Here is a 1969-nt window from a genome sequence, read left to right as displayed (position 1 = left end):
CGGGCAGCGTCACCCGGACCCGGCCCAGCCCCTCCGGGTCGGCGACCTCGGTGACCGTGCCGAGGGTGAGCACCGCCGGGGCGGGCGGCCCGGCCGGCGGCGGCGGTGGCGGGGCGGTGCCGAACCGGGTCAGGTGACCATTGCCGTCGACGGTGTGCACCACCTCGGTGAGCACGTACGTGCCCTCGGCCGGCGCGGCCACCCCGGCCAGCGCGATCCGCCGGCCCGGGCGCAGCGCCGGATCGCCCTCGGCCACCCCGTCGGCGGTGACCAGGGCGGCGACCCGGGCGTCCAGGCCGGCCTGGGCCAGCGCTGCCAGTTCGTCGTCGCTGCGCCCGGGCTGGTCGACCGCGGTACGTACCCCGTCCGCGCCCACGTCCGCCGGGTCCGGGTCGGCGGCGGTGCGCCGCCCGCAGCGCGGCGTGCCGGCCCGCTGGGTGATCGGTTCGGCCCGCTGCGGGTGCCAGCCCAGCGCCGCGCTGTCCCCGGCGGCGGCGTCGAGGTTGGTGGAGAGCCGCAGCGCGTGCACCGAGCGGCCCAGCTCCAACGGGACCGGCTCGCCGTACCCCTCCAGGGTCACCAGGCGCAGCCGGTCACCGTCGACGGCCAGGTGCAGCCCGGCCCGGCCGACCACCTCCAGCAGCAGGTCGAGGTCGGTGTGCCGGTGCTGTGCCAGCCGCTCCAGGCGGGGCCCGTCGGTCTCCGCCACCACGGTCAGCCCGACCTCGACGCAGAGCTCCCGGGCCAGGTCGGCGGCGGTCACCGACTCGAACACCCGCAGCCGCTGCCGCTTGCGCAGCCGGTGCAACGCGTCGTACGCCCGCACCCGCAGCAGCGCGGAGCCGTCCGCGGCGTACTCGACCTCGACGCAGGTGACCTCGCCGGCGAAGAGCGCCTCCGGTCGGTCAGCCAGCCGGACGTCCAGGGTGCCGCCGGTGCCCACCGGCGGGGTCAGCGCGGCGGCACCGGGCGCGGTGGCGAGCGCCACCTCGCACTGGGTGGGCTGGTCGAGCCGCGCGGCCACCCGTACCGACACCACCCGCCGGGTCGCGCCGTCGGGCAGCGCCACGCCGTCGAGCAGCACGGTGAGCGCGGGCGGCGCGGCGACGGTCACGGCGCACCTCCGGCGGGCGGGGGTGAGCCGGCGACCGCGCCGGGCGGTGGGACGGCGAGCGCGGTGCCGGCCGGCACGGTGAGCGGGTCGGTGATCCGGTTGTGCTCGGCCAGCAGCCGCCAGCGCAGCGGGGAGCCGAGCGCGTCGTGGGCGAGCAGGTCGAACCGTACGCCCGAGTAGTCGGGCTCGGCCGCGCCGTCGCCGGCGGCCACCACGGCGCTGCCGGGCGCGGCGGCCGGGGTGCCGGCGGCGGCCAGTTCCTCGGCGAACCCCTCCCGCGCCCGGTCGGCCGACTCGGCCACCCGGACCAGCTTGAGTCGCAGCCAGGACCGGCGGGGCGAGCCGGTCACGGTGAACGCGTCGAAGCGTTCCGCCACGGCGACGATCACGCCGGGCACGTTCCAGGTCTTGCCCCAGACCAGCCGCACCAGCGGCGGCCGCAGCCAGCCGTGCTCGGTGGTCGAGTTCTCCGCGAGCAGCCACAGTGGCCGGGTGAGCGCCCGCACGTCGGAGGGGCGGACCTGACCCTCCGCGAAGTCCACGTCGAAGAGCAGGTCCAGCACGAGTTCGGTACGCCCGCCGCCGGTGAACACCAGCGGGTCGTCGGCGAGCCCGGCACCGGTCAGTTGCCCGCCCGGCGCGCCCCGGGGTCGGATCCCGGCCAGCCGGGTCACCTGCACGGTCTCCGGGTTGAGCAGACAGTCCACCCGTTCGCCGGTGGCGTCGACGAGGAAGGCGACCCGTTCCATCAGGCACCCGCCTGTTCCCGGTCCAGCCGACGTAGGTGCGCGGGGTCCACCGTGTCCCCGGCCGGCGTCCACAACGCCCGGTCATCCGGCAGCGCCGGCCACGGAC

The 1969-nt window shown here is 77.7% G+C and carries 2 protein-coding genes; both read right to left on the bottom strand.

Annotated features, from left to right (window positions below; all coding sequences use genetic code 11):
- Positions 1 to 1114, bottom strand: a 1114-nt coding sequence (locus DLJ47_RS28050; RefSeq protein ID WP_109904381.1) for a phage late control D family protein, incomplete at its 3' end; no start/stop codon positions are given.
- Positions 1111 to 1863 carry a CIS tube protein gene (locus DLJ47_RS28045; RefSeq protein WP_109904379.1) on the bottom strand — a complete coding sequence of 251 codons (753 nt, stop codon included), beginning with the start codon at positions 1861 to 1863 and terminating at the stop codon, positions 1111 to 1113. The genes DLJ47_RS28045 and DLJ47_RS28050, both read right to left, overlap by 4 nt.
- Positions 1864 to 1969 lie beyond the last annotated feature (106 nt).

The organism is Micromonospora sp. S4605 (assembly GCF_003176715.1).
Classification (GTDB): domain Bacteria; phylum Actinomycetota; class Actinomycetes; order Mycobacteriales; family Micromonosporaceae; genus Micromonospora; species Micromonospora echinaurantiaca.
The sequence above is the reverse complement of the archived record's forward strand: the minus strand, read 5'-3'. Positions and strand labels throughout refer to the sequence as shown.